Source organism: Brucella sp. JSBI001 (assembly GCF_026014005.1).
Classification (GTDB): domain Bacteria; phylum Pseudomonadota; class Alphaproteobacteria; order Rhizobiales; family Rhizobiaceae; genus Brucella; species Brucella anthropi.
The window spans coordinates 2,426,961-2,447,305 of sequence record NZ_CP110339.1 but is presented as its reverse complement, the minus strand read 5'-3'; the positions used below and the strand labels follow the sequence as shown (position 1 = coordinate 2,447,305).

Here is a 20,345-nt window from a genome sequence, read left to right as displayed (position 1 = left end):
TGAAAAGAAGCGTGGCGCGCACTTTCGCGCGCGCCGGACGGTGGCTGTCAGAGCTTGCACTCTGCAGAATAGGAATCACCGTAATTTTCGATCAGCTTCTTCTTGATCCTGGTGGTCGGGTTGCCGTCCTCGCCCTTGACGACATCAAGGAGATACCAGTCCTGCAACGGATGCTGGTTCGGACCGAAGGCAAAATTGCCACGCACGGACTGGAAGTCAGCCTTCCGCAGCGCTTCGCGCACCGCATCGATATCGTCAACGCCGCCGGTCTGCTTCAAGGCAGAAGCAATCAGGCGAGCCACGTCGTAGCCTTGCGTGCCGTAATAGGTCAGAGGCCGGTCAGGATAAGCGGCTTTCCACTTTGCCACGAGTTCCTTGCTCGCCGCATTGTCCATATCCGGGCTCCAGTGGCTGGTGGCCATGATTCCGACCGAAGCGTCACCCAGTGATTTGAGGATCACAGCATCGCTGGACGGTTCGGAAAGAACCATCGGAATCTTGCCGAGAAGACCGGCCTGCTGATACTGGCGCATGAACGCAATGCCCATGCCGCCCGGATGAAACTGGAAAACCACATCAGGGTTTGCGGCGCGAATTTGCGCCATCTCAGCTGAATAATCGGTCTGGTCGAGCTGGGTGTAAATTTCACCGACAACTTCGCCCTTGAACCGGCGCTTGAAGCCAGCCAGCGCATCCTTGCCTGCCTGATAGTTCGGCGCAAGAATGAAGGCGCGCTTGAACCCTTCCTGTTCCGCAGCAATGCCCGATGCCTCGTGGAGCGAGTCATTCTGCCAGGAAACCACGAAGTAATTCGCATCGCAGCCCTTGCCCGCCATGTTCGATGGCGCGGCGTTGGCGCTGATATAGATACTGTCATTATCGATGATATCCGGTACGGTTGCGCCGGCTACATTCGAGAAGATGATGCCGGTAAAAAGCTTGACGCCGTCTTCCGACATGAACCGCTCGGCGATCTGTCGTCCGTTGCCGGGCTTGGCAGCGTCGTCCTCGACCTTCAGTTCAACCGGCACACCACCGAGCTTGCCGCCTTCGGCATCAATGGCAAGCTTCATACCATCGCGCACGTCCTGACCGAGATAACCTCCCGGACCTGACAAGGTCGTAATCACGCCGATCTTGACCGGTTCAGCAGCAGCAGCACCAGTCGTCAGCCCCGCCAGCAGGCCGATCATCAGGAGTTTGTTTTTCATTTCATTTCCCCTTGTCTTTTTATGGATGGGCGCCCGGCAGTTCCGCCGGGCATGCCTCGTCAGAGCGCAACCCAGCCTTCCGGCGGGTTCTTGCCGGGGTGGACGGTATTGCAATGTGGGCAGGTCCGCAGTTTCTCGTCATTGTAGAAAGCAGCATAGAGCGGCGGCAGATCGTCGACGATGGATTCCAGATCCACTTCAGCGCGATGAACGAGACCGCTGCATTCGAAACAATACCATTCGACGGCATCGAGAACGCCTTCAGGACGGGCCGGTTCGATCACCAGACCGATGGAACCTTCTTGCGGGCGCTGCGGCGAATGACGGATATGCGCCGGCAGAAGGAAGATATCGCCTTCGCGGATCGGCACGTCGTAAAATTCGCCCGTCGACGTGTCATGCAGCTTCAGCAGCATGTCGCCCTTGAGCTGGTAGAAGAACTCTTCGACCGGATCGTCGTGGTAATCGGTGCGCTTGTTCGGGCCGCCAACGACCGTCACCATCAGGTCCGCGTCCTTGAACACCAGCTGATTGCCGACAGGCGGCTTCAGCAGGTGCTTGTGTTCATCGATCCATTTCTGGAAATTGAAAGCGCTGAGTTTTGTCATTCTTGTTCCCCTTTTCGGTTCGATCAGGACAGTTTGAGACCGCAGCTATCAAATGCCTCCCGGATTGCCCGTTTTTCAGCGTCGGTCAGCTCAAGCATCGGCGCACGAACAGGTCCACCAACCTGGCCGAGCAGCTCCTGCCAGTATTTTTGATGCGAAGTGGGCTTTTCAGCCGGTCGCGTCGACTTGAAGGCATGACGGACAGGCTCGAGGCTCTGCCAGACGGCGCGCGCCTCGGCCTCTTTGCCCGCAAAGGCCAGGTCGGTATAATCGCGCATGCGGCGATCAACCTTGGTCTGCAGCGTGTAGGGCGGTGAAGAGCAGAGATAGAGCTGCCAGCCCAGTTCGAGAATATTATCCAGCCATTCGTCTTCCGATGCGGTCGAGACCAGAATGCGGTCGCCTGCAAGTTCCGTGAGCTTGCGATACATGTCGCGTGGGACCGAATATTTGATCGCGACGACGGTTTCTATATCGGCCAGACGATTGCAGAGCTCAGGGCTCATCAGATAACCGCTATCCGGATGCGACCAGAGTGCAAGGCCGATATCCACCTTGGAGGCAATGGTTTCATAGTAGCGCAGCAGCGTTTCGTCCTGCGCACGCAGGAAATGCAGAACCGGTGCATGGACGACGATATAGTCCGCGCCGCAGGCCTGCGCATGCTTGGCCAGATCGATAACCACATCCATGTTCTGGTCCGAGCAGGACATGATTGTCTGCGCCTTGTCACCTACTGCCGAGACAGCCAGATCGAACATGCGCTTGCGCTCGTCAACCGACATCGAGAAGAATTCGCCCTGCTTTCCCGCGACGAAAAGTCCGTCAATGCCCAGATCGTTGATCCAATGGTCGACATTCTTGCGAAAGCCGCCTTCATCGATCGATCCGTCCTGATTGAAAGGCGTGTTTGCCGCAGCCCAGATACCGCGCATCGTAGCGCGCGAATGGGCCTTGGCGTTCTGACGGTCATACTTCATCGGAATCCTCGCTTCGGGGCGGGTCACTCCAAACCCGCGTCTCCCTGATCGAGCCTGACTTTCTTTCATTCGAGAAGTCTTGTAAGTAGAATATATTCATAAACAAAAACTCATAAGTGAGCCGATGCGTCCCACTCTCCGCCAGATTGAATGTTTTCAAGCCGTGGTCGAACTGGGAAACTTTTCCCGCGCAGCCGAGCGTGTCAGGACGACCCAGGCCAATCTTTCCCACACGATCCGTGATCTGGAAACGGTGCTGGACGCGCGGCTTTTCGACCGGACGACACGGCGCGTCAGCCTGACGGATGCCGGACGTGCCTTTGCCGAAGGTGCGCTTGCCGGTCTTGCCGAAATTGACCGCGCCGCCGAAGTCGTGCGCGATCTGGGGAAATTGCGGCGCGGTCAGGTCAGCATCGCAGCCCCGCCTTTGCTGTGCACGACGGTGCTTCCTCATCTGGTTCGCCGCGTGGCTGATGAACACCCCAACCTTGTCATCAAGATCGAGGATGTCGGACCCGAAATCGTCATCGAACAGGTTCGCAACGGGCGTTGCGACCTCGGCGTTGGCACGTTTTCCGGTGAAGATTCCGACGTCGAAAGCCAGATGGCACTGCGCGATCAGCTGATGATTTTCGTGTCGCCCCATCACGATTTCGCCGGGCATGAGCAGGTCCGTTGGGCAGAACTCGACGATCAGCCCATCATTACGCTTACCCAGAAAAGCAATATCCGGCTTTTGACGGAAATCGGCTTCGAACAGGCAAAACTGGCGCTTCGACCGCATATGGAGGTCAACCAGATTCACTCGGTGTTGTCGCTGGTCGAGGTCAATGCCGGTATCGCTGTTCTACCCGCCTATGCCTTTACCGCGCTGCGCGGTCGCGGCATCGTGGCCCGCCCCCTGACGGACCCGGCCATCGTGCGCGAGGTGCGCCTTATCACGCCCCGCGACCGCGAACAGTCTGCAGCCACCGTCGCCGTACGATCCATCCTGCGAAACCTGCTGCGTCAGATGATCCCCGAAATTCCCGGAACCGGCAGCGCCAGTTAAACCACTTCTACGCATGCCTCCCGATCCTTTTGAGCTTGCTTCACGAGCCTTTGCGCGTTCAAATGCTGCCGCACCGCTGTTTAGAATCATCTGAAAAAGTCGATACTGAACAACCCGTTGAAGGTCGGTCGCGTCGCAAGCAAGGGAATGCAGCCTCATGAATACATACGGAAAACTATTTTCAGCCGCGCTGGTCGCGGCTGCGCTCAACAGCACGGCGGTCGGACAGGTCTTTGCCAAGACGTTGATCTATTGCTCCGAGGCATCTCCTGAAATGTTCGATGCGGCGCAAACGACATCCGGCGCCGTGTATGACGCGTCGGCGCGCAATGTGTCCAACGGACTTATCAAGATCAAGCGCGGCTCGACGGAACTGGAACCCGGCCTCGCGGAAAGCTGGGACGTTTCTGCCGACGGCAAGGAATATACGTTTCACCTGCGAAAGGGCGTGAAGTTTCACACCACGAGTTTTTTCACTCCGACGCGTGAATTCAATGCAGACGATGTGATCTTCACGTTCGACCGTCAGGGGAACAAGGACAATCCCTACTACAATCAGGGTACATGGCCGCAATTCGGAGCTTATTCCTTCCCGTCGCTGATCGAGAAAATCGAAAAGATCGACGATCACACGGTCAAGTTTGTGCTGACGCATCCCGAAGCGACGTTTATCTCGACGCTGTCGCTGACATTCGCCGTCATTCAGTCCAAGGAATATGCCGACAAGCTGGTCGCCGAAGGCCGCATTGCGGAGTTCAGCCAGCAGCCAGTCGGAACCGGCCCTTATCAGTTTGTCGCCTATCAGAAGGATAGCGCCATCCGCTATCAGGCCAATCCCGATTACTGGGCGGGCAAGCAGAAAATCGACAATCTCATCTTTGCGATCACGCCGGATGCGGCAGTGCGCTATCAGAAACTGAAGTCGGGCGAGTGCCATGTCATTGCCGCTCCCAATCCCGCTGATATTGCAGAGATGAAGAAAGACCCGGCCGTCGAAATGCTGCACAAGGAAGGTTTGAACCTGTCCTTCCTAGCCTACAACACCCAGCAAAAACCGTTTGACGATGTGCGTGTCCGCAAGGCGCTCAACATGGCAGTCAACAAGGCTGCTATCATCGATGCAGTGTATCTCGGCTCTGCGGTCGCTTCGGTCAATCCGCTCCCGCCCAGTGTCTGGGGCTACAACAAGAACGTCAAGGACGACGCTTACGATCCTGAACAGTCGCGCAAGATGCTCGATGAAGCAGGCGTCAAAGACCTGAAAATGAAGATCTGGGCCATGCCCGTGCAGCGGCCCTATATGCCGAATGCGCGCCGTGCAGCCGAGCTCATTCAGTCTGACTTCGCCAAGGTGGGGGTAACGGCGGAAATCGTCACCTATGACTGGGGCGAATATCTCAAGCGTTCGCTGGATAAGGACCGCGATGGTGCCGTCATGCTTGGCTGGACCGGTGGCATTGCCGATCCCGACAACTTCCTCGCCGCTCTTTTGAGCTGCCAGGCCATCGGCAGCGCCAATCGCGCAAACTGGTGCGATCAGGACTTCGAGAAGCTCATTCAGGCGGCCAAGCTGACCACCGATCAAGCCGAGCGCACCAAGCTCTACGAGCAGGCGCAGGTCGTGTTCAAGGAACAGGCTCCCTGGCTGACCATTGCTCATCAGATTGTCGAGCAGCCGATCAGCAAGAAGGTCAAAGACTTCCGCATCGATCCCTTTGGCGGCTATCTGTTCGAAGATGTCGACATCGAAGAATAGGCTTCGTCCTCCGCCGGTTTGATGACCGGTGATGAAATTCTGGGTAGCGGGCATAGAGCATAATCCGACCGGAGTGAAACGAGGATCGATAAGATTATGCTTTGGAAAGAAAGTTTAGAGCGCCGATCTGATTGAATCAGATCGGCGCTCTAAACGCCCGCTATTCTTCTTTGGTTCTCGGATCAAATCCGGGCCGATTCCGACCAATAACCGAGAAAATATAATGGATATCGTAGACCGCTTTCTAGCCTATACCCGCATCAACACGACCGCTGTGCCGAATGCAGGCAACCTCCCGTCGAGCGAGGGACAAACCGATCTCGCAAAGTTGCTCGCCAGCGAAATGCGCGCCATGGGTATGGATGTTGAAGAGCGTGACCACTCGATCGTTGTCGGCACATTGCCTGCCAATGTCTCGAATGCCGATCAGCAGTTTCCGACGATTGCATGGGTCGCCCATCTCGATACGTCCGGCGAATACACGACCGATACCCGTGCTCATGTGGTCGATTATCGGGGTGGAGATATCCTGCTCAACGAAACGACCGGTGCTGTCATGCGGCTTGCCGAGTTCCCGGAGCTGGAACGTTATGTCGGGGACCGGATCATCGTGACGGACGGCACCAGCCTGCTCGGCGCCGATAACAAATCTGCCATTGCCGAGGTCATGCATGCCATGCAGGTTCTGACCACGCATCCCGAAATCGAGCACGGCACGGTCAAGGTTGTTTTCGTTCCCGATGAGGAAATCGGATTGCTCGGAGCCAAGGCGCTCGACGTCGCGTCCCTGAACGCCGATTTCGCCTATACGCTCGACTGCTGTGCGGTTGGCGAGATCGTGTATGAAAACTGGAACGCCGGTGAATTCCGCCTCAACTTCAAAGGCCAGCCAGCCCATCCGATGTCGGCCAAGGGCAAGCTGCGCAATGCCATTCTGTATGCCCAGCAATTCATTGCCATGATGCCGGGCGGCGAACGCCCGGAATATACGGAAGGTACCGAAGGCTATTATTGGGCCAAGGGCATTCAAGGAACAGTCGCCGAGACCAACCTGATCATCGACATTCGCGATTTCACGAAGGACGGTTACGAAACACGTCGTGCGTTCATCGAAAACCTCGCCGCAAGTTTCAACCAGCTTCATGGCGAGGGTACGGTTCATGTAGACTACAAGGCTGTCTACCGGAACGCTGCCGAGAGCCTGCAAGGCGAAAATCGCTATCCGGTCGTTCTTGCCCTTCAGGCCATGAAGGCAATAGGCGTGACACCGACACCGCTGCCGATGCGCGGCGGTTATGACGGTGCGGTGCTGTCCGAAAAAGGACTGCCATGCCCGAACCTGTTCTGCGGCGCGCACAACTTCCACTCGATTTACGAGTTTCTACCGGTCGGTTCGCTTAACAAAGCCTCCGAAATGGTCATCGAAATACTAAAGAGCGCACGGATAACCGACAAAAGCATTGGTTGATCCGACACAGACATTGAGGAGACGTGAATTCATCTCGTCTCCTCGCTCTGTCTATGCCTTCGGCCACCGGCAAAGCGGTTCTGTTTTAGAGCATTTCCTGTTTTGATTGAATCATTAGAAATGCTCTATCTGTTTGTTTTACGCATGTCTCCCGAAACCGGTTCCCACTTTCGGGAGACATGCTCTAGTATCCTATTGCAGCACCAGCGACGGCACGGCTGTCGATAGCGCCGTAATAGCGGTTGTCACCACCCTTTTCGATTGCTGCCATATCCTTGCCGCCGACAAGAATGCCAGCTGCCTCGCCCCAGACCGGCCAGTCAGCGTCTTCCCCGACCGTATAGCCCATGCCGGTCAGCAACCGGATCGTATCCGGCGAAAGCGCGTTCGCTTCCATATAGACCCTATCCGGCAGCCACTGGTGATGGATGCGCGGGGCATCGATAGCCTCCTGAATGTCCATGCCGTGATCGATGACATTCATGATCGCCTCAAGCGTGATCGTGATGATGCGCGAACCGCCGGGGCTGCCGATGACCATGAACGGCTTGCCATCCTTCGATACGATAGTCGGACTCATTGAGGACAACGGTGACTTGCGCGGTTCGATGGCATTGGCTTCGCCTTGTATGAGACCATAGAGATTGGCCACGCCCGGCTTGATGGTGAAGTCGTCCATCTCGTTGTTGAGGAGAATTCCGGTGCCCTCAGCCACCTTGGCCGTGCCGAACGATCCGTTCAGCGTATAGGTCACGGCGACAGCATTGCCGTCCTTGTCCACGATGGAATAATGCGTCGTTTCGTTGGACTCCTTGAATTCAGCCGGCTTCAGCGCCTCGCTGACACCAGCGCGATAAGGATCGATACGACTGCGAATTTCTGCAGCATAGGCCTTGCTGGTGAGCTTCTCGATCGGATTGTCAACGAAATCAGGGTCGCCCAGCGCCGTGTTGCGGTCCACATAGGCGTGGCGCATCGCTTCCACCATCAAACGCGTGGTTTCCGCGGAACCATAGCCCAGATAGGAAATCGGGTAACCCTCAAGCACGTTCAGGATTTCACAGATGATCAGTCCGCCGGAAGAAGGCGGCGGCGATGAGACGATGTCATAGCCGCGATAGCTGCACTTGACCGGTTCCAGCTCACGGACCTTGTATTCTTCGAAATCAGCCTTGGCGAGAATGCCGCCATTCTCCTTGCTCGATTTGACAATCAGATCGGCGATATCGCCCTGATAGAAGGCCGATGGCCCCTTTTCCGAAATGGCCGAAAGCGACTTTGCCAGATCCGGCTGGACAAGCTTCTCGCCCAACGGAATCGCTTTTCCGTCTTTCAGGAAGATTTTGGCAGCTGCCGGGTCTTTCGCAAGTCTTTCATTGCCGTCAGCAAAGGAGAGAATATCGCCCAGTTCAAGCGTAAAGCCATCCTTGGCAAGTTTCAGTGCCGGGTCGATCAGCTCCTCGCGCTTGCGGGTGCCATATTTTTCGCGTGCTTCCTCAAGGCCAGCCACCGTGCCCGGTACGCCGATGGCGAGATAGGTTTCAGTGCTGGCGCCTTCGACCGGCTTGCCATCCTTGTCCAGATACATGGTCTTGGTGGCGGCGAGCGGCGCACGCTCGCGAAAATCGAGAAAGGTGCTCTTGCCGTCCTTGAAGCGGATCGTCATGAAGCCACCCCCGCCGAGATTACCGGCAGTCGGATAGACAACCGCCAGTGCATAGCCGACAGCGACAGCCGCATCGACGGCATTGCCACCGTTCTTCAGCACATCGATACCGACCTGCGAGGCAAGATGCTGGGCCGTAACCACCATGCCGTTCTGGCCTTCGGCCGGGGCTGGCGATGCCGCATGAGCCGATGGCAGATGGCCTGCAACGGCAATGACAGCGGCAAGGGAAAGCGATTTCAGTCTGTAATGCTGCATGTCTTTCCTCCCATGTGTTCTCCCGAATGGGAGTCCGACAACAACGTCCGCAATATCTTGCGCAAAAGCAAGCGTGAGAAATTCTATCCAGCCGAACTTGCGGATAGAGCGCTAAGAGATGATAATGCGAAGTATTCGGTTCAGATGCTGCTGGAGTTGCAGCCGAGCCCGAAGCCTAGCCAGTTCCTTCCGGAACACTCTGGCCATTCGGGCTGTATTTCCATTCCATTTCTGATGATGCGATCTCACCTTGCAGGAGAAATCCATGACCTATGCTCAATGCGCATGCGGAAATCTGACAGTAACACCCAACGGGCCACCGCAATTGACGGCACTGTGCCACTGCTTCGCCTGTCAGCGGAGAACAGGTTCGCCATTCAGTGCAAATGCCTTCTACGCGATAGGCTGCGTTGAAATTTCAGGCGCATCGACGGAATTCATTCGGACGGCGGAAAGTGGCCGCAAGGTCCGGATGCATTTTTGCCCGGCTTGCGGCTCGACCGTCTATTGGCTGCCTGATGCGGCCCCTTCCGTAATCGGCGTGGCGGTTGGCCTTTTTGCCGATCCGGCTTTTGCCCAGCCCACCCTATCTGTATTCGAGCAATCGAAGCATGAATGGGTGTTCCTTGATGAAACGATGGAGCACTTTCCACGTTTGCCGGAAAACGACTAGAGCATGTCTCTCGAAAGTGGAAACCGGTTTCGGAATAAAGACATGCGTAAAAACAAACGGATAGAGCATTTCCTATGATTCAATCAAAACAGGAAATGCTCTGGCGGTCTGCTTCCGACAGATCGTCAAACTATAACGATCATTCTTCTGGAACTTTACGCACCGGTCGTTGCCAGCGTTCGTAGCAGGGTTGAGAAAGTGAGGGAGCGGTTCGCGTCAGACTGGCTGTCGCTGATGCCGTCGTTTCGCGACAGCGACTTGCGGACATTGCTCGGACTGTAGCCAAAATGCTGCGTGAATGCCCGCGTGAAATTGGCTGCCGTATCGAAGCCAAACAGCTGCGCTATGTCGGACACCCTGCGGTTTTCGGATGCATCCGCAAGCATCTCATGTGCTGCAAGCAAACGCTTCTGGCGAATATAGTTGAGCACCCCGCCCGAGCCTTCGAACAGCTGATAGAGATGTGTGCGTGAGATGGCGAGCTCCTTGCTCAGTGCATCGGGCGTGAGTTCACGGGACGTGAGATTTTTCTGGATGAAGCGTCTGGCCTTGGTCATCAACCCCAGAGAGGCCCCGAGAGACGCATTGTGTTCGCTCGCATCGTTTTCCTTTACCAAAGGGGCGATCGTGTCAAATACGATCTGGCGCAGGGCGTCGCGCAGCTCCGGCAGGTCTTCGCTTCTGATATGGTCAAGCCCCGCCTGGATCGTCGATACGAAATCGATCAGCAGCTTGGCGCGATAGCCTCCGAGCGTCGCATTGTTGCACGCTTCCGGCATACCGCCCAGACCGGCGAAATGATCGACCGGAATGATCAGCAGCACCACGTCCGTTGCCAGCGCACGACCGCGAAACGGATAACCAAACGAACGGATATTGATCATGCCGGGCTCGTTTTCCGCCACACGATCATCCACCGCCGTCCATGTGCGACCGCTTCGCAGAAAACTGATCTGCCAGTGATCAATCGGGCTGAAACGAACCTTTTCCGCTGTACGTTCATAGCTGAATGGAGGAACAGTCTGTTCTATCAGCAGCATGCCGCGCAGATCCCAGACTTTCTGGGTAACGGCAAAACCGTCTTCGGCGTTCACACCATCCGGCATCCGCACATCATAGAGGGGAGCCACGTGCTGTTGCCATGTGGGAAACTGTGCGCAGGGTTCCAGCTCTTCGGTCGTAAAGACCAGCGGGGTCAGAATATTGGTGCTTCGGGCATCTTCTCCAAGGGGCGCGAGTGGAACGCGCACTGACTGGCGGCGCTCCACAAAATCGGGCTTCAGATCACGCGAGGCCTTGTCGCTCGGGGATGTCACGGCAACTCCCTAAACCAACCCGGAGGCTCGAGGCGCGGTAATGGCGACCCAAGCCCTGGGTTGATAGTAGCATTTGCACGTATAAAATCAAAATAAGCTGGAACACTATCAGCCACGTAACCGTTCAGACCGGTAGCCGACGTTTCCTCTTACGCGCCGACAACCCCGCTTTCCCGGCCTTTTCCCAGATTTGGCCGGAAGTGTCGGAGCGCGCAAAACGGTCTCTGAAATGAGTTGATTGCATCCCATTTGATGAAAATTTTCAGGAAAATCCGGCCAGAATATTAAAACGCGTCCGATAGAAAGCACGGTAATAACAACCGGAGGCAATCGCATGAACAATGTATTTGCATATACTGTGCGCCGCGAAAGCTTGAAATGGGCTGCCGCTATTGTCGTTGGACTGTCCGCTTCATTATGCCTGACGGCAGGCGCCGAAGCCAAGGATGCCCGCAAGCAGAAAAGCGAAACGGTTTCCGTTTACCTCGTCAAGTATAAGGTGAATAGCCAAGCGCGCTACAACAAGCCTGCATCGGCCAAGGTCATCAGGGTTTCCGCCACGCAATATGCGGCCGGTACGCCCTATGTGTGCACGCCGAGCGGTTTCGGGCAGAAATCCCGCTGCTTCATCCGCGATTAGAGCACAATCCGACCGGCGTGAAACTGTTTTCGGAATGCGCTCCATGGCATACCGGCTCGCAAGAACTCCATACAGATCAGCGAGCCGGCATGCTTGCCTGGCGATTATCTCGCCTTGGCTTTCATGATCGCCAGTCCCTTGCTAACACGGTCGCCGCGCAGCAGCTTGGCGGCCTCATCGGTCGGGCGTGGCGGATTGTTGCGGAAGACATACCAGCTGCCGCCCAGTGAGCGCTTCTGATAGATGACGCCATCTTTCTCGCGATGGAGGAAGCAGGTCGTATCGCTGCCGCCGCCCATCTTGTTGACCCAATAGGCCTGCAGACAAAGCTTGCCGCGATTGGTGGCATACCAGCGCCCCTGCCCGTAAGACCACGCCCTGCCTTTCTGCGACCAGGCGATGAAACGATGTCTGTCGGCAGAGAAATAGCCGCCGCCATCCTTCCATTTCCATGACTTACCGGAATAGAGCGCCTCAAGCGCGTCGGCTGACAGCGGTGCAGCCGCCGCAGCCTTGATGGCGATCGGATCCTCGGTTTTCTGTTTCGGCGCCGCATCGGCAGCGCCTGCCAGAAGAAGTACGGACAACGCCGCACTTACGGTTCTCAAACGGATCGAAAACATTGTCGTATTCCTGTTCAGACGTTGGAGCATTTCCAGCAAAAGTGCGAAGCGGTTTTGCGTGAGGTAAATGCGACATCAATCAAGCGGATGGTTCGCAACCCGCCAGTCAGGCCGCCCGACACCCCGTGGCCACGGATAGACTTCGCGGTCGTTGAAGTAGACGGTCGCAGTCAGTTCCGGAAATTCGGGCTGCGGCTTGTTGGTTTCCTGTGCCCAGGCCCGGACATAGGCGTCGCTCCCTTCATAACCGAGCTCGGCGATAACAATCGGCTTCTTGAAGCCTACCACCCGGTCGTATCCCGGTTTTGTCCGTTCAACGAATGTGGACGCATGTCCCAGTTCCAGCATATCGTAAGGTTCGTAGCCGAACACCGACAGGCCGATCACATCGACATAACCATCGCCCGGATAATAGGCCTCAAGCCCCGCATCTCCCTTCGGCGACCACATATACTTGGCATTCGGCAATGACTTGCGGCAGACATTGACCGCATGCTGATAGGCACGGACATAACCCTGTGCCGACCAGTAGGACCAGGTGAACTGGCCCGTCTTGTCGTCCATTTCCTGCGCCCAGCGAATGGTCACAGGGCTCTTCAGCTTCGAAGCAGCGGAGCAGACGGCAGCCATGTTTGTATCGTAATGCCCCCGCACGATTCCGCTCAGGAGATCATCCGGTGCAACGCGCCAGTCGCGAGCCCATGACCAGGGTTCGACGGTGATCAGCAGTTCGCGGCCCCGTTCCTGCGCATAGGCATCAGCGGTTGACAGGCTCGTCAGGTCCACATCCTCCCACGGAAGGAACAGATGCTCGATGCGGGAATTGGGATCGTTGGTGAAATCCCCGTGCGGATCATAGGCCCCGAACTTGATGGATTGCGGGGTAATGACCGGGCGCTTGTCGTGGAACATGTTGCGGGTGTCGACATTGGCACCCGAAACACCGCTCGCTGCGTAAACAGCGGTTGAAAGCAGCCCACCGCAAAGAATTGCTGTTGCTATTTTGTATGAGGTTTTCATCGCCGCCTCCTTTATTGTACGGGCGATTGGGCAGCGGGCAACGCCAGATTCAGCGCTTCCGTTTTGGGCGTTATTGTTTCGATGGAGAGGAGCTTGCGCGCCTCGTCATCCTTGTTTCCGCTGGCATGGCGGAAGACGTACCAGACACCGTCCGGCTCACGTTTCTGATAGATCGTCCCATCGGCGATACGGTGAGAGAAGCAGGTCTTGTTCGGGAAGACGCCCTGAGCCAGATGCCATTTCGCATCGAAGCACATCTGGCCCGACCAGGTGATCCGCCAGCGGCCTTCAGCCCAGGCCTTGCCCTTTTCGCCATCGACACGGGCGGTGAAACGGCGGTTCTGGCTTTCCATCCGGCCAGCACCGTCAGCCCACTGCCAGTTCTTGTCACGATAGAGTAGGTAAAGCTCGGCAGGCGTCATCACACGGGCGCCGTCGGGCAAACCATCTGCCGGAACCGTTGCCGCTCCAGCCGGTCCGCTTAGCCCCGCAAGCAGGACAACCAGCGGCAAGACACATCTGCTCCGATCAGTGTTCCGACCAGATCGGGACCGTTGGCCTTCAAACATCACATGTTTCATTTGAACCTCCCACGACCTTCAGGTTGCGCGCACCCGCCAAGGGTTCTTGCGATTGACGGATGCGCGCGTGCGGCAGAACGTTTGTTGGTCTTGTTTCCTGCCGCAATTGAACAGGGCGGCCGATTGTCGAAATCCGGAAGCCCAGATTCTCGGCAACCGCCGGTGAAAAGACATTGCGCAAGTCGACGAGTACGGCGTCCCGCATGACCTGTTTCATCCGAACGAGATCAAGCTTGCGGACACTGTCCCATTCGGTCACGACCACTGCCGCATCGGCAGTGCTCAGGCACTCGTAAGGGTCGTCGTAAAACTCGACGTCGCTGAGAAGACGGCGCGCATTCTCCATTCCGGCCGGATCGTAGGCCCGGATGCTGGCACCGAAGCGCTGCAAGGTTTCGATAAGCGGGATGGACGGCGCATCGCGCATATCATCCGTATCGGGTTTGAACGTCAGGCCGAGGACGGCAATCGTCCGGCCTTCGACACTGCCGCCGAGCGCATCCAGCACCTTCAGCGCCATGCGACGCTTGCGCGCTTCATTGACGGTAACCGTTTCCTCGACCAGTCGCAGGGCGACCCCGTGATCCTGCGCAGTGCGCAACAGCGCTATCGTATCCTTCGGAAAACAGGAGCCACCATAACCCGGCCCCGCATTGAGAAAACTGGTGCCGATACGCTTGTCCAGCCCCATGCCGAGCGCCAGCTCGGTGACATCGCTGCCGACTTCCTCACACAGATCCGCCAGTTCGTTGATGAAGGTGATCTTGGTGGCAAGAAAGGCATTGGCTGCATATTTGATCAGTTCCGATGTCCGGCGCTGCGTGATCACGATTGGCGTCTTTGCGGCCTCAAGCGGTGGAGCATAAAGGGCGACGAGCGCAGAACGAGCGCGCTCATCTTCCACGCCGATGACGACGCGATCGGGCTCGAGGAAATCGCGGATCGCGACACCCTCACGCAGGAACTCCGGATTGGAAGCAACAGAGAATGTGCCGGGTCGGCGCACCGAGCCGATGATCTTCTGCACCACATCGCCTGTGCCGACGGGAACGGTGGACTTGACCACGACGACGCTATGGTCTTCGATCAGCGGCGCAAGCTCGCGAGCGGCCATATAGACGAAGGACAGATCGGCATCGCCGTGCCCGGCCCGTGCCGGTGTGCCGACGGCGATGAAGACAAGTTCCGCGCCCTTGACGGCTTCCGCCAGATTGGTCGTGAAGCTGAGCCGGCCAAAGGCGAAATTGCGTTCCACCAGTTCATCCAGCCCCGGCTCGTAGATCGGCACGATGCCGCGCTCCAGCCGGACAATCTTCTGGGCATCCTTGTCGACGCAGACGACCTCGTGTCCCCATGCCGCGAAGCACGTGCCACTGACCAATCCGACATATCCCGTACCGATGACAGCGATCTTCATAATCGTCGCGCCTTTCCCGCTAGTTCGTTCCACTGGCGGTATTCGTGCGCCAGCGTGGATTGAAAATTGTCCTGTGGACGTCACGTCCGCCTACACCGGCACCGGCAACCGAGAATCGGTCGTCAAATACCGTGAAGCTTTTCGTGCCCCAGCTCAGTGCCTCGATGCCGTCGCGGCCGCGCTCGACAGTGGTAAAGCCAGTCAGCGCGACCAGCGCCGTAAAACTGCATGCCATTGCCGGTCGATAGAGGCGGCTCGTCATCCGCACGTGATTTTCGCGTGTGTGCTGGATCACGATCATCGCCATCAGGAACAGGTAGAAACACGCATTGATGATGGCGAAGATGAAGAAGCCTCGCGTCTGATCGGAACCGCTGACCAGGAGGACAGGCAGAATGGACAGACCGGAGATCAGCGCATAGGGAGCGATCACCCGCAGTGGCACCGGATCGACCTCGGATGAGCCTTTCGGCGTGACACGAAAATCGACAAAGGAACCGGTCAGCCAGTCACGGAAGGCTGCGAAGGTTCCAGCCAGAACCCAGGGCCACCGCGCCAGCAGGAACAGCATCGCTTCCCAGCTGAAAATCCTGCCGTCGACAGGGCGGAACGTCTTGCTCGACCGCCACCAGAATGCCAGCGCCAAAATCACGAGCGATTGCGGCATGAAGTGCATCAGGAAAGCGGGATAGGTAACGCTGACGAAATTATCACCATAAGCCAGAATGGCTATCGGCAGAACGAATGTCAGCGCCAGAAAGAAAGCATAGAGAGGATACCAGAGCTGCGAGAACAGAAACTGGATCTTCAGGCGCAGCGGCAACCGACCGATCAGCTTCGGCGTATATTGCAACAGGATCATCACGAGGCTGCGCGACCACTGGAATTCCTGCGTCACAAGATCGGCGAAGGTGCGCGGACCGTCGCCATGGGCGATGGCATCCAGTGCATGAACACCCCGCCAGCCATGCGCGTTCATGAACAGGGTCGTGGAATGATCCTCGGCCAGTTCCGGCCCAAGACCGCCGATCTCCTTCAGCGCTGCCGTGCGTACCGCATAATGAGAGCCGATGCAGACCGGGGCAAAGCCTCCGTTGTAACCGGCCTGCAGCGAGCCATGCATGCTGGCTTCCACATAGAGACGCCCGCGGGCCGACCAGCTTTCATGCGCATTGCGATCACAAATGCTCGGCGCGGAAACATAACCGACAGCAGGATCAGCGAAGGGCCGCAGCATATTGAAGAGATAACCCGGCTCAGGCACATGGTCGGCATCGAGCTGCGAGACGAAATCATAGCGCTCATAGCCATAGTGATCGTAGAAGAAGGCGAGATTGCCTTCCTTGCACCGGGTACGGCGCGGCCAGGTCTGCCGATGATAGTCGGCACGGCCCTTGCGTGTGGAAACGAACACGCCATGCTCACGGCACCAGGCAAGTGTCGAGGGTGAAGGATCCTCATCGGCAAGCCATGTATCGTGCGGCACATCCTGCGCCAGCATGGCGCGCAATGTTTCAGCCACCACCTCGAAAGGCTCAGACGGAGCCTTGGTGACGACCATGGCGACGCGGCTTCCGGCGGGGATGCGAAGCGGGCCGGTCGGGCGCGCTGCGTGGAAGAAAATAGTGATGAAATAAAGCGGCAGGATCGTGATCCAGGCCAGCAGCGCGGTCACCAGAATCGAGCCGAGCAGATGATTGTGCTTCGCGCTGATGAACCACCATTGCCAGAAATAGGTGATAGCGAGCGCCCACAGGATGATGCCCACCACATATTCCACCCGCTTGCAGCCAGTGAAGATGGGCGCCAGCAATGGTTCCCTTTCGCCGTTGTCGCCGTCAATGGCCGGATGAATTTCGCGCCGTGTCATGTCCGCATCTCCAGACCAAAGAAGGGCGCAGCCGTGCGGATGATCGTGTCGAGATCGGAATGGAGTGTGCTAAACCCAAGCTTCGCTGCCGCTTCAGCCGGGTCGGCATAAAGCACCGGCGGATCGCCAGCCCGACGCGCGCGCATTTCGACAGGCACCTTGCGTCCGGTAAGCCGGTCTATCGCATCCACGATTTCCTTGATGGATGTTCCGCGCCCGGTTCCCAGATTAAGGACCAGATTGCCGCCGCCATTCAGCAGATGCTCGACCGCAAGCACATGCGCCCGCGCCAGATCAACCACGTGAATATAGTCGCGAATGCAGGTGCCATCCGGCGTTTCATAATCGTCGCCATAGACTTCCAGACAATCCGCCATGCCCGCCGCAGCCAGCATGGCGCGCGGTATCAAATGAGTTTCGGGATCGTGCTTTTCGCCCAGTTCGCCATCCAGATCAGCACCGCAGGCATTGAAGTAGCGCAGTGCCGCATAGGGCATGCCATAGGCTGCCGAGTAATCGGCCAGCATATGTTCCGCGATCAGCTTTGTGCGTCCGTAAGGGTTGATCGGATTCTGCATTTCGCCTTCGCGGATGGGCAGCACATCCGGAATGCCATAGGTGGCACAGCTCGATGAGAAAATGACCGGGCGTCCATCTGTCAGGCGGCTGGCCTCCAGAACGGACTGGATGCCGCCGACATTGTTGCGATAATATTTTGCGGGGTCCGTGACGGATTCACCCACATAGGCCGAAGCCGCAAAGTGGATGATGGCAGCCGGATCGAAGGTTCTGATAGCAGCGATAAGCTGTTCCTGCGAAAGCGTGTCGCCCTCGACAAACTCGCCCCAGCGCACGGAAGACCGGTGGCCCGTCGACAGGTTGTCATAGACGACCGGCGAGAATCCGCTCTTGTGCAGAAGCTTGGCGGTATGGCTGCCAATGAAGCCGGCACCACCGGTGACGAGTATATTTTGCCGGGTCATCTCGCCACCTCGAAGAGCTCGCCCGATGGTCTGACCAGCTGGCGTTCAAAATAGGCGATCGTCTGCTTCAGCCCTTCGACAAGTGCAATCTGTGGTTCCCAGCCAAGTTCACGCTTGGCGAGCATGATGTCCGGGCGCCGCTGGCGCGGATCATCAGTTGGCAGCGGGCGATAGACGATGCGCGAGGACGAATTTGTCAGCGCAATGATCTGCTCGGCCAGCTCACGCACAGTAAACTCGCCCGGATTGCCGAGATTGACGGGCTTCTGAACCTGGCTGCTCATCAAGCGGCTGAAGCCTTCGATCAGGTCATCGACATAGCAGAAAGAACGGGTCTGCGAGCCGTCGCCATAGATGGTGATATCTTCACGCTTGAGGGCCTGAACGATGAAGTTCGACACGACACGACCATCGTCGGGCCGCATGCGCGGGCCATAGGTGTTGAAGATGCGCACGATACGGATATCGACGCCATACTGCTTGTGAAAATCATAGAAAAGCGTTTCGGCCGAGCGCTTGCCTTCGTCGTAGCAGGACCGGGGGCCGAAAGAGTTCACATTGCCCCAATAGGCTTCCGGCTGCGGATGCGTTTGCGGATCGCCATACACTTCCGAGGTTGAAGCCTGAAAAATCCGAGCCTGATAATGCGCGGCAAGTTCGAGCAGATTGAGCGAGCCAATGACGCTCGTCTTCATCGTGTGCACCGGATCGGCCTGATAGTGCGGCGGCGAAGCGGGGCATGCGAGATTGTAAATCTCATCCACCGGCAGATCGATCGGATTGACGATATCGTGGCGCACGAAGCTGAACGTGTCGTAACGCAGGAGATTGCGCAGGTTCTCAAGCCGCCCCGTCGAAAAATTATCGACGCAGATGACGAAGTTTCCTTCGTTCAAAAGACGTTCGCAAAGATGAGAACCGAGAAATCCGGCACCGCCTGCTACAAGAATGCGCCGTGTTGACATGCGCTCTGCAGATATACCCGATGATCTGAAGTTTATACTCACGAGAACCTCCAACGCTACTTCTTCACTTGCGTGATCCGGCAAAAAGCAAAGAATTTCCCTCAACGCACCCGAATAGAAGCGCGCCGGTCGGTGTTTTTCGATTGCTTTACTAGATGATTGAAGATAGCCGGGCTGAAGTCTTGAGTCGTTAGCGTAGAATCCGGAATCTTATCCTTGCGTCCATTTTTGAAATGGAGCGATTTCTGTTATCCGGTGCTTTCGTGCTGCTGTGAATGCGCTATTTTGCGCCATATTCCAGAGCATGTCATCCATAAGGGAAACCGCTTTGGGAGGCATGTTCTAGAGCATAATCCGACCGGAGTGAAACGAGGATCGATAAGATTATGCTTGAAATATAATAGGTGAGAGCGCAGGTCTGATTGAATCAAATCTGCGCTCTAACGCAGAATATCGGACAGACGCTTCTGTTCTTTTTCAACGCGCTCGAGATTGAGGCCCGCCAGAAGATCAAGAATATGGGTCTTCATCAAGGCCGCAGCGTCGTCGCTCCTGTGCTCTTCGATGGCATCGACCAGCGCGTGATGCGCGTCGCTCTGGCAGGTCGTCTCGCGCCGTTCCCAATAGAGCGAAATGATGAGCGAGGAACGCGGCAGCAGATCGCCGACAAAACCCGCCAGGATCGAGTGTCCCGAAATTTCGGCCAGATGCGTATGGAAAAGCGCCGACAGCATGATCGCCTCGCTGTCGCGTCCGGCATGAAGTGCTTCATGCTCGTCATGGAGATGCTGGCGCAGCTGCTTGACCTGCTGGGGCTTGATGACCTTCGCTGCAAGCGAAGCCACCTCCGGCTCGATCAGCAAGCGCGCCTCGAACACTTCACGCGCTTCCTCGCGCGAGGGTTCGGCAACGAAGGCACCGCGATTGGGTTCCAGACGCACCAGCCTGTCATGCGCCAGCGCCTGCAGGGCGGAGCGAACAAAGGCACGGCTGACGGAATAGATCGTCGCCAGCTCGTCCTCCGGCAACTTGGTGCCCGGAAGCAGACGATGGCTGACGACCGCCTCACGCAAGCCGTTATAGACCGGAAGCCAACGCACATTCCCGCCGTTTTGGTCTGTCATGTTCGTCGCAGCCAGGTTCATCATCATCCAGTAGAAGCTGTTCAAATGGCAGATGCAATCGGTCGATACTGCATCCGCAAATCCTCTATCAATTTCCTTACATATCGAACACAGGTCCGGCGAGTGTCAACAATG

At 57.0% G+C, this 20,345-nt stretch carries 18 protein-coding genes; 5 read left to right on the top strand and 13 right to left on the bottom strand.

The features are described 5' to 3' along the window. Positions 1 to 47: 47 nt before the first annotated feature. The 3 genes from LJ361_RS11475 to LJ361_RS11465 are packed head-to-tail and all read right to left on the bottom strand — an operon-like array spanning position 48 to position 2,799. Positions 48 to 1,211: an ABC transporter substrate-binding protein gene (locus tag LJ361_RS11475; RefSeq protein ID WP_010660591.1), complete on the bottom strand. Its 1,164-nt coding sequence runs from the start codon at positions 1,209 to 1,211 to the stop codon at positions 48 to 50. A 59-nt stretch (positions 1,212 to 1,270) separates the two neighbouring features. Beyond that, a complete protein-coding gene (locus tag LJ361_RS11470; RefSeq protein ID WP_010660590.1) occupies positions 1,271 to 1,819 on the bottom strand; it encodes a 3-hydroxyanthranilate 3,4-dioxygenase in 549 nt (182 codons plus the stop codon). A gap of 23 nt (positions 1,820 to 1,842) precedes the next feature. Beyond that, the gene (locus tag LJ361_RS11465; RefSeq protein ID WP_029928726.1) at positions 1,843 to 2,799 is read right to left on the bottom strand and encodes a dihydrodipicolinate synthase family protein; all 957 of its coding nucleotides are present in this window, start codon (positions 2,797 to 2,799) and stop codon (positions 1,843 to 1,845) included. A gap of 124 nt (positions 2,800 to 2,923) precedes the next feature. Between LJ361_RS11465 and LJ361_RS11460 the strand changes: the two genes are divergently transcribed. From LJ361_RS11460 to pepT, 3 genes are all read left to right on the top strand, one after another. Then, on the top strand, positions 2,924 to 3,850 hold the full coding sequence (locus LJ361_RS11460) for a LysR family transcriptional regulator (RefSeq protein WP_010660588.1): 927 nt from the start codon (positions 2,924 to 2,926) through the stop codon (positions 3,848 to 3,850). A 157-nt stretch (positions 3,851 to 4,007) separates the two neighbouring features. Then, the gene (locus LJ361_RS11455) at positions 4,008 to 5,606 is read left to right on the top strand and encodes an ABC transporter substrate-binding protein (RefSeq protein ID WP_151665157.1); all 1,599 of its coding nucleotides are present in this window, start codon (positions 4,008 to 4,010) and stop codon (positions 5,604 to 5,606) included. Positions 5,607 to 5,829: 223 nt separating this feature from the next. Next, a complete protein-coding gene (gene pepT, locus LJ361_RS11450) occupies positions 5,830 to 7,074 on the top strand; it encodes a peptidase T (protein ID WP_264811550.1) in 1,245 nt (414 codons plus the stop codon). Between the two features lie 184 nt (positions 7,075 to 7,258). Here the strand turns inward: pepT and ggt are convergent, their stop codons facing one another. Continuing rightward, entirely contained in the window at positions 7,259 to 8,998 is a 1,740-nt protein-coding gene (gene ggt, locus LJ361_RS11445) for a gamma-glutamyltransferase (RefSeq protein WP_264811549.1), read from the bottom strand. Positions 8,999 to 9,263: 265 nt separating this feature from the next. On the opposite strand from ggt, the gene LJ361_RS11440 reads away from it, so the two are divergent. Beyond that, positions 9,264 to 9,671, top strand: a complete 408-nt coding sequence (locus LJ361_RS11440; protein ID WP_151665160.1) for a GFA family protein — start codon at positions 9,264 to 9,266, stop codon at positions 9,669 to 9,671. Positions 9,672 to 9,826: 155 nt separating this feature from the next. Here LJ361_RS11440 and LJ361_RS11435 read toward each other — a convergent pair whose 3' ends face one another. Then, the gene (locus LJ361_RS11435) at positions 9,827 to 10,987 is read right to left on the bottom strand and encodes a helix-turn-helix domain-containing protein (protein WP_036588186.1); all 1,161 of its coding nucleotides are present in this window, start codon (positions 10,985 to 10,987) and stop codon (positions 9,827 to 9,829) included. A 334-nt stretch (positions 10,988 to 11,321) separates the two neighbouring features. On the opposite strand from LJ361_RS11435, the gene LJ361_RS11430 reads away from it, so the two are divergent. Next, the gene (locus LJ361_RS11430) at positions 11,322 to 11,627 is read left to right on the top strand and encodes a hypothetical protein (RefSeq protein WP_010660582.1); all 306 of its coding nucleotides are present in this window, start codon (positions 11,322 to 11,324) and stop codon (positions 11,625 to 11,627) included. Positions 11,628 to 11,731: 104 nt separating this feature from the next. Here the strand turns inward: LJ361_RS11430 and LJ361_RS11425 are convergent, their stop codons facing one another. The 8 genes from LJ361_RS11425 to LJ361_RS11390 all read right to left on the bottom strand — a co-directional run bounded on the left by LJ361_RS11425 (position 11,732) and on the right by LJ361_RS11390 (position 20,231). Next, positions 11,732 to 12,250 (bottom strand): DUF995 domain-containing protein, encoded by a 519-nt coding sequence (locus LJ361_RS11425; protein ID WP_012093686.1) that lies wholly within the window; start codon positions 12,248 to 12,250, stop codon positions 11,732 to 11,734. 75 nt (positions 12,251 to 12,325) lie between these two features. After that, positions 12,326 to 13,270 carry a glycoside hydrolase family 26 protein gene (locus LJ361_RS11420; RefSeq protein ID WP_010660580.1) on the bottom strand — a complete coding sequence of 315 codons (945 nt, stop codon included), beginning with the start codon at positions 13,268 to 13,270 and terminating at the stop codon, positions 12,326 to 12,328. Between the two features lie 11 nt (positions 13,271 to 13,281). Then, the gene (locus LJ361_RS11415) at positions 13,282 to 13,839 is read right to left on the bottom strand and encodes a DUF995 domain-containing protein (RefSeq protein WP_376787377.1); all 558 of its coding nucleotides are present in this window, start codon (positions 13,837 to 13,839) and stop codon (positions 13,282 to 13,284) included. Next, on the bottom strand, positions 13,832 to 15,268 hold the full coding sequence (locus LJ361_RS11410; protein WP_010660578.1) for a UDP-glucose dehydrogenase family protein: 1,437 nt from the start codon (positions 15,266 to 15,268) through the stop codon (positions 13,832 to 13,834). The genes LJ361_RS11415 and LJ361_RS11410 overlap by 8 nt, the downstream gene beginning before the upstream one ends. Positions 15,269 to 15,287: 19 nt before the next feature. Further along, a complete protein-coding gene (locus LJ361_RS11405) occupies positions 15,288 to 17,138 on the bottom strand; it encodes a glycosyltransferase family 2 protein (protein WP_264811545.1) in 1,851 nt (616 codons plus the stop codon). Further along, on the bottom strand, positions 17,135 to 18,121 hold the full coding sequence (galE, locus tag LJ361_RS11400) for a UDP-glucose 4-epimerase GalE (RefSeq protein WP_151665163.1): 987 nt from the start codon (positions 18,119 to 18,121) through the stop codon (positions 17,135 to 17,137). Before galE ends, LJ361_RS11405 begins: the two co-directional genes overlap by 4 nt. Further along, the gene (locus LJ361_RS11395; protein ID WP_010660575.1) at positions 18,118 to 19,086 is read right to left on the bottom strand and encodes a UDP-glucuronic acid decarboxylase family protein; all 969 of its coding nucleotides are present in this window, start codon (positions 19,084 to 19,086) and stop codon (positions 18,118 to 18,120) included. The genes galE and LJ361_RS11395 overlap by 4 nt, the downstream gene beginning before the upstream one ends. Positions 19,087 to 19,526: 440 nt before the next feature. After that, the gene (locus LJ361_RS11390; RefSeq protein ID WP_029928696.1) at positions 19,527 to 20,231 is read right to left on the bottom strand and encodes a GntR family transcriptional regulator; all 705 of its coding nucleotides are present in this window, start codon (positions 20,229 to 20,231) and stop codon (positions 19,527 to 19,529) included. Positions 20,232 to 20,345 lie beyond the last annotated feature (114 nt).

Excerpts from the sequence above, each read along its gene's own strand:
- LJ361_RS11425 (WP_012093686.1), bottom strand. The coding sequence starts at position 12,250 with ATGTTTTCGATCCGTTTGAGAACCGTAAGTGCGGCGTTGTCCGTACTT.
- LJ361_RS11455 (WP_151665157.1), top strand. The coding sequence starts at position 4,008 with ATGAATACATACGGAAAACTATTTTCAGCCGCGCTGGTCGCGGCTGCG.
- LJ361_RS11405 (WP_264811545.1), bottom strand. The coding sequence starts at position 17,138 with ATGACACGGCGCGAAATTCATCCGGCCATTGACGGCGACAACGGCGAA.
- LJ361_RS11465 (WP_029928726.1), bottom strand. The coding sequence starts at position 2,799 with ATGAAGTATGACCGTCAGAACGCCAAGGCCCATTCGCGCGCTACGATG.
- LJ361_RS11420 (WP_010660580.1), bottom strand. The coding sequence starts at position 13,270 with ATGAAAACCTCATACAAAATAGCAACAGCAATTCTTTGCGGTGGGCTG.
- LJ361_RS11390 (WP_029928696.1), bottom strand. The coding sequence starts at position 20,231 with ATGAACCTGGCTGCGACGAACATGACAGACCAAAACGGCGGGAATGTG.
- LJ361_RS11395 (WP_010660575.1), bottom strand. The coding sequence starts at position 19,086 with ATGTCAACACGGCGCATTCTTGTAGCAGGCGGTGCCGGATTTCTCGGT.
- LJ361_RS11430 (WP_010660582.1), top strand. The coding sequence starts at position 11,322 with ATGAACAATGTATTTGCATATACTGTGCGCCGCGAAAGCTTGAAATGG.
- ggt (WP_264811549.1), bottom strand. The coding sequence starts at position 8,998 with ATGCAGCATTACAGACTGAAATCGCTTTCCCTTGCCGCTGTCATTGCC.
- LJ361_RS11460 (WP_010660588.1), top strand. The coding sequence starts at position 2,924 with ATGCGTCCCACTCTCCGCCAGATTGAATGTTTTCAAGCCGTGGTCGAA.
- LJ361_RS11470 (WP_010660590.1), bottom strand. The coding sequence starts at position 1,819 with ATGACAAAACTCAGCGCTTTCAATTTCCAGAAATGGATCGATGAACAC.
- LJ361_RS11415 (WP_376787377.1), bottom strand. The coding sequence starts at position 13,839 with ATGTTTGAAGGCCAACGGTCCCGATCTGGTCGGAACACTGATCGGAGC.
- galE (WP_151665163.1), bottom strand. The coding sequence starts at position 18,121 with ATGACCCGGCAAAATATACTCGTCACCGGTGGTGCCGGCTTCATTGGC.
- LJ361_RS11440 (WP_151665160.1), top strand. The coding sequence starts at position 9,264 with ATGACCTATGCTCAATGCGCATGCGGAAATCTGACAGTAACACCCAAC.
- pepT (WP_264811550.1), top strand. The coding sequence starts at position 5,830 with ATGGATATCGTAGACCGCTTTCTAGCCTATACCCGCATCAACACGACC.
- LJ361_RS11475 (WP_010660591.1), bottom strand. The coding sequence starts at position 1,211 with ATGAAAAACAAACTCCTGATGATCGGCCTGCTGGCGGGGCTGACGACT.
- LJ361_RS11410 (WP_010660578.1), bottom strand. The coding sequence starts at position 15,268 with ATGAAGATCGCTGTCATCGGTACGGGATATGTCGGATTGGTCAGTGGC.